This is a genomic window from Nocardioides sp. P5_C9_2, from assembly GCF_054049555.1.
In genome coordinates this window covers 1-5,632 of record NZ_JBFUMD010000250.1, presented here as the reverse complement: position 1 = coordinate 5,632, position 5,632 = coordinate 1, and the positions used below count along the sequence as shown (strand labels likewise).

5 protein-coding genes are annotated in these 5,632 nt (G+C 73.1%); all 5 read left to right on the top strand.

The window, feature by feature from the left end; all coding sequences use genetic code 11:
* On the top strand, positions 1 to 828 hold an 828-nt coding region (locus ACXJKL_RS13100; protein WP_457207484.1), incomplete at its 5' end, for an oxidoreductase.
* A gap of 43 nt (positions 829 to 871) precedes the next feature.
* Positions 872 to 1,894 carry an NADPH:quinone reductase gene (locus ACXJKL_RS13095; protein ID WP_457207483.1) on the top strand — a complete coding sequence of 341 codons (1,023 nt, stop codon included), beginning with the start codon at positions 872 to 874 and terminating at the stop codon, positions 1,892 to 1,894.
* Between the two features lie 39 nt (positions 1,895 to 1,933).
* Complete coding sequence (locus ACXJKL_RS13090) at positions 1,934 to 3,280, top strand: M20/M25/M40 family metallo-hydrolase (RefSeq protein WP_457207482.1); 1,347 nt, start codon at positions 1,934 to 1,936, stop codon at positions 3,278 to 3,280.
* Positions 3,277 to 4,725 carry an MFS transporter gene (locus ACXJKL_RS13085; RefSeq protein WP_457207481.1) on the top strand — a complete coding sequence of 483 codons (1,449 nt, stop codon included), beginning with the start codon at positions 3,277 to 3,279 and terminating at the stop codon, positions 4,723 to 4,725. The genes ACXJKL_RS13090 and ACXJKL_RS13085 overlap by 4 nt, the downstream gene beginning before the upstream one ends.
* A gap of 86 nt (positions 4,726 to 4,811) precedes the next feature.
* On the top strand, positions 4,812 to 5,588 hold the full coding sequence (locus tag ACXJKL_RS13080; RefSeq protein WP_457207480.1) for an isocitrate lyase/PEP mutase family protein: 777 nt from the start codon (positions 4,812 to 4,814) through the stop codon (positions 5,586 to 5,588).
* Positions 5,589 to 5,632 lie beyond the last annotated feature (44 nt).

Sequence of the window (5,632 nt, the reverse complement as noted above, 5' to 3'; positions counted from 1 at the left end):
GTCGCCGACGCCGTGCACGCCGAGGGCGGTCACATCGTCGCCCAGCTGATGCACGTCGGTCGGGTCGCGCACCCGGACAACAAGGGTGGCCTCGAGAGCGTCGCGCCGAGCGCCCTGCCCGCCGACGGCACGATGGTCACCGCCGAGGGCCAGGTCGACATGCCGACGCCCCGCGCGCTCGAGACCGACGAGATCCCCGGCGTCGTCGAGGAGTTCGTCACCGCCGCCCGCAACGCGGTCGACGCCGGACTTGACGGGGTCGAGGTGCACGCCGCCAACGGCTACCTGATCCACCAGTTCCTGGGCCAGTCCTCCAACACCCGCACCGACTCCTACGGCGGGTCCCCCGAGGCCCACGCCCGCTTCGCGATCGAGGTGACCCGGGCCGTCGCCGACGCGATCGGCGCCGAGAAGGTCGGCATCCGGATCTCGCCGGCCCACAACATCCAGGGCGTGCTGGAGCAGGACGAGGCCTTCACCACGGCGACGTACGAGATCCTCGTCGACGGCATCAAGGACCTCGGGCTCGCGTACCTCAGCATCCTCGCCGACCCGCGCAGCCAGATCGTCGCGGACCTGCGGGCCCGCTTCGGCGGTCCTGTCATGCTCAACTCCGGCTTCGCCAGCGTCACCGACCTCGCGGACGTCGAGTCGATCAGCGAGGAGGACCTCGGCGACCTGGTCGCCGTCGGTCGCGAGTTCCTGGCCAACCCCGACCTCGCCGAGCGCTGGCGCACCGGGGCCGAGCTCAACGAGCCCGACCAGGCGACCTTCTACGGTGGTGGCGCCGAGGGCTACACCGACTACCCGGTGCTCGGCGACCGCTGACCCGCGACCCCCGAGCAGCGATCCTCGACGAAGGGAACCCCTGATGCGTGCTGTCGTCTACACCGAGAGCGGCGACTCCTCCGTGCTCGACCTGGTCGAGCGGGAGCCAGCCGAGCCGGGTCCGGGCGAGGTCCGGGTGCGGGTCGTCCGCGCCGGGGTCAACCCCACCGACTGGAAGTTCCGTGCCGGCGGGATGGGCGAGCTCGCCTTCCCGGAGATCGTGCCGGGCCAGGACGGTGCCGGCGTGATCGACGCCGTCGGGCCCGGGGTCACCGGCTTCTCGGTCGGGGACCGGGTGTGGACGATGCTCGCCCAGCACACCCGCCCCGGCGGTACGGCGCAGGAGCAGGTCGTGCTGCCCGTCGCCCACGTCACCCTCCTTCCGGACACGGCGTCGTACGACGTGGGCGCCTCGCTCGGGGTCCCCGCCGTCACCGCCCACCGGGCGCTGACGACCTCGGAGGACGGGCCCGACCGGCTCGCTCCGGGCGCCCTCGCCGGCCTCACCGTGCTGGTCGCGGGTGGGGCCGGCGCCGTCGGCAACGCCGCCATCCAGCTCGCCCGGTGGGCGGGCGCCACCGTCATCAGCACGGTGAGCAGCGACGACAAGGCCGTCCTGGCGCGGGCGGCCGGCGCCCGGCACACCGTCAACTACCGCGAGGGCGACACGGTCGCGGCGATCCGCGACCTGGCCCCGGACGGCGTCGACATCGTCGTCGAGGTGGCACCGGCCCAGAACCTGCGGCTCGACCTCCAGGTGATCCGGCCCCGCGGGACCATCGCGATCTACGCCAACAACGGCGGCGACGAGGTCCCCCTGAGCGTGCGCGAGACGTTCTCCACCAACGCGCGCTTCCAGTGGGTGCTGCTCTACACCGTCGGCATGGCGGCGCTGCGAGCGGCGGCCGAGGACATCAGCGCCGCACTCGCCGACGGTGCGTTCGGGGTCGGTGACGAGCACGGCCTCCCGGTGCACCACTACCCGCTCGAGCAGACCGCCACCGCCCACGCCGCGGTCGAGGACGGGGCCGTCGGCAAGGTGCTGATCGACGTGGCCGACGCCTGATCCCCACCCACCCCCGGGATCCGCACTAGGTTGCGGCCCATGGCCGACACCCGCCACGACCGCGTCGTGGGCAAGCTCCAGGCGCTGGTGCGCATCCCGACGGTCTCCGACCGCGACCCGGCTCGCGTGGACTCCGACGCCTTCGACCGGCTGCTCGCCGAGCTCGAGACGCAGTTCCCACGGGTGCACGCCGGGCTCGGGCTGACCCGGGTCGGAAGCCACGGGCTGCTGCTCCACTGGGCGGGGGCGAGCGACGCCCGGCCGGTGGTGCTGATGGCCCACCTCGACGTCGTGCCCGTCGACGAGGACGCCCCCTGGCAGCACCCGCCCTTCGGCGGCGAGATCGCCGACTCCCCCACCGGACCGGCGATCTGGGGCCGCGGCGCCCTCGACGACAAGGGGTGTGTCGTCGCGATCTGCGAGGCCGTCGAGCTGCTCCTCGAGGCCGGCCACGTGCCGGCCCAGGACGTGTGGCTGTCCTTCGGCTGCGACGAGGAGATCAGCGGTACGGCGGCGCTCGAGGCCGTCGACCACCTCCGGGCCGCGAGCGTGCGGCCGTGGTTCGTGGTCGACGAGGGCGGCGCGATCGCCCACGAGGCGTTCCCCGGCGTGACGCCGCCGCTCGGGGTCATCGGGGTGACCGAGAAGGGCACCACCAGCGTCGAGCTGGTCGCCGAGGGTCGCGGGGGGCACGCGTCGACGCCGTCGCGCAACGGCCCGACCACGCGCATCGCCCGCGCCATCCTGCGGGTCGAGAAGTCCCCCTTCCCCGCCTCCGCACCCGCCCCGACGCTGGAGCTGATGCGCCGGATCGCCCCGCACCTGCCGCTGCCCGTGCGGCCGCTGCTCTCACGCGCCGACCGGATCGCCCCGGCCATCACCCGCGTGCTGCTCGCTGCGGGTCCCGAGGCCGCGGCGATGACGCGGACGACGGTCGCCGCCACGACGCTGAGCGGCAGTCCGGCGCTCAACGTGATCGCCTCGACGGCACGCGCCGGGCTCAACGTGCGGGTGATGGTGGGCGACACCGTCGCGGGTGTCGTCGACCACCTGCGCGCGGCCATCAAGGACGACAGCATCCGCATCGACGTCGTCGAGGCGGGCGAGCCATCGCCGGTCTCCCCCATGGACGAGGCGTTCGAGCTGATCGAGTCCTGCATCGGCGAGGTGTTCGCCGACGCCGTGCCCACGCCGTACGTGATGATGGCCGCCACCGACTCGCGGCACTTCACCGAGATCTGCGAGCGCGTCTACCGCTTCGCGCCCTTCCGGATGACCAAGGCCCAGCGCCAGGCCATCCACTCCTACGACGAGCACCTCGGGATCGCCGCGCTCGTCGACGGTGTCCGCTGGTACCGCACGCTCATCGAGAGGCTCCCCGCATGACCACCACCTCGCCGTCCGGGACCACCGGCACCAGGGGCGTCGCCCCGCACCTGGTCCGGATCGTCGGCTTCCTCGTCTGCGTCGAGATCGCCAGCGGGATCCTGCAGGGCTACTACACGCCGATCTTCAGCGACATCGCCGACCACCTCGGGATCCTCGATGCCGACGTGAACTGGTTCGAGGCCGCCCAGCTCATCGTGTCGGCGCTGTGCGTACCGCTGCTGGCGCGACTCGGCGACCTGTGGGGCCACCGCAACGTGCTGCTGCTCTCGACGGCGGTGACCGCGCTCGGCTCGTGGATCCTGGCCTTCGCGCCGTCCTTCACGACGTTCCTCATCGGCTGGGCGATMCAGGGGGCGTACGTCGTGTGGCTGCCCCTCGAGATCGCGATCATCCACCGGCGCACCGCGGGCACGGGACGCCAGGCGCTGTTGACCCGGCGGGCCGCCGCCATCCTCGTCGGGGCGCTCGAGCTGGCCGTGATCGTCGGCGCGCTGACCTCGGGAGCGCTCGTCGAGTCGACGTCGATGACGGTGCTGCTGATGCTGCCGGCGATCGTGGTGACCCTCTGCTTCGTGGTGATCTGGTTCGGGATCGAGGACGTCCCCGGCCGTGCGACCGGCGGCATCGACTGGGTGGGCTTCGGACTGATCACCGCCGTGCTCGGCACCCTGATGGCGGGACTCATCGTCATCCGCCTCCAGGGCCCGTCGTCGGTGCTCGCCTGGCTGCTCGTCGTCGCCGCGCTCGCGCTGGTCGTGCCGTTCGTGCGCGCCGAGCGGCGGATCGCCGAGCCGCTCGTCGACGTCGACCTGATGGCCACCCGCGCGCAGTGGCCGGTGCAGCTGACCGCCTTCCTCTTCGGCATGTCGGTGCTGGGGGCGCAGATCCCGCTGTCGACCTTCGCCCGCACCGACCCCGACGTGGTGGGCTACGGGCTCGGCGCCGACGCGGCCTTCGTGTCGACGCTGATCGGCGTGTACGTCGTCAGCCTCGCCGTCGGCGCGTTCACCCTGCCGCTCACCTCCCGACTGCTGACCGCGCGCCGGGCCCTGATCGCCTCGTCGGTGCTCGTGGCGATCGGCTACGCACTGTGGATCCCCTTCCACGACACGACCACCCAGGCGCTCGTCAACATGGGCGTCGCCGGGATCGGGTCCGGGGCCCTGGTGGCGGCCCTGCCCGCCGCAGCGGCCGCGGCGGCACCCGCCGACCGCACCGGCTTCGCCACCGGGATGACCAACGCCACCAAGACCGTCGGCGGGGCCATCGCCTCCTCGGTCTTCGCGATCGCGCTCGCCTCCACCGGCTCGCTGGACGGCCCCACCGCCGGTCACGCCCCGCTCTCGGGCTACCTGACGGTCTGGGCCGTCTGCTCGGTCGCCGCACTGTGCGCGGCGCTCGCGCTGGTCGCCGTACCGAAGTCGGCGGTCAGCGACCACTGACCCATGGCCGCGGGCCACGGGGCCACGGACTCGCGGCGGCGCGCGGCCGCGGGAATAGGTCCCGCCGGTCCGACCTTGAGCGAGGCATGACTGCTTCCGCTCGCGCCACCGACCTGCTCGCCCTCCACCGGGCCCCGGAGCTGCTGACCGTCGTCAACGTCTGGGACGCCATCAGCGCCAAGACCGTCGCCGACGTGCCCGGTACGAAGGCCCTGGCCACGGCCAGCCACTCGATCGCCGCCACCCTCGGCTACCCCGACGGGGAGGTGATCCCGGTCGAGGAGATGCTCGACATGTGCCGTCGGATCGTCGAGGCGACCGAGCTGCCCGTCAGCGCCGACCTCGAGGGCGGGTACGGCGACGCCGCCGACACCGTCCGCCGCGCGATCGGCGTCGGCATCGTCGGGGCCAACCTCGAGGACCAGATGAAGCCGCTGGCCGAGGCCGTGGCGCAGGTGGAGGCCGTCATGAAGGCGGCCGCCGCCGAGGGCGTGCCCGACTTCGTGCTCAACGCCCGCACCGACGCGTTCCACCTCGGGCGCGACCGCGACCGGGCCGACGTGCTCGCCGACGCGGTCACCCGCGGCAAGGCCTACCTCGACGCCGGCGCCCCGGTCGTCTTCGTGCCGGCGATCCTCACCGAGGAGGAGATCGTCACCCTCGTCGACGCGTTCGGCCCGCAGCGCCTGACGACCATCGCCATTCCGGGCACCCCCTCGCTGGCCCGTCAGCAGGAGCTCGGCGTCGCCCGGGTCTCCCACGGCCCGCTCTCGCAGAACGTCGCCCTCACCGCACTCCAGGAGCTCGTCGAGGAGGTCCAGCGCGGCGGCGGCGTACCGACGTCGATGCGCATCCTCAACTGAGCGTCGTACGCCCCCTTCTCGGGGTAGTCCGTGACGTTTGGCCC

What these genes read in the sequence shown, in the direction of transcription:
- ACXJKL_RS13095 (WP_457207483.1), top strand. Translation starts at nt 872, where the DNA reads ATGCGTGCTGTCGTCTACACCGAGAGCGGCGACTCCTCCGTGCTCGAC.
- ACXJKL_RS13090 (WP_457207482.1), top strand. Translation starts at nt 1,934, where the DNA reads ATGGCCGACACCCGCCACGACCGCGTCGTGGGCAAGCTCCAGGCGCTG.
- ACXJKL_RS13080 (WP_457207480.1), top strand. Translation starts at nt 4,812, where the DNA reads ATGACTGCTTCCGCTCGCGCCACCGACCTGCTCGCCCTCCACCGGGCC.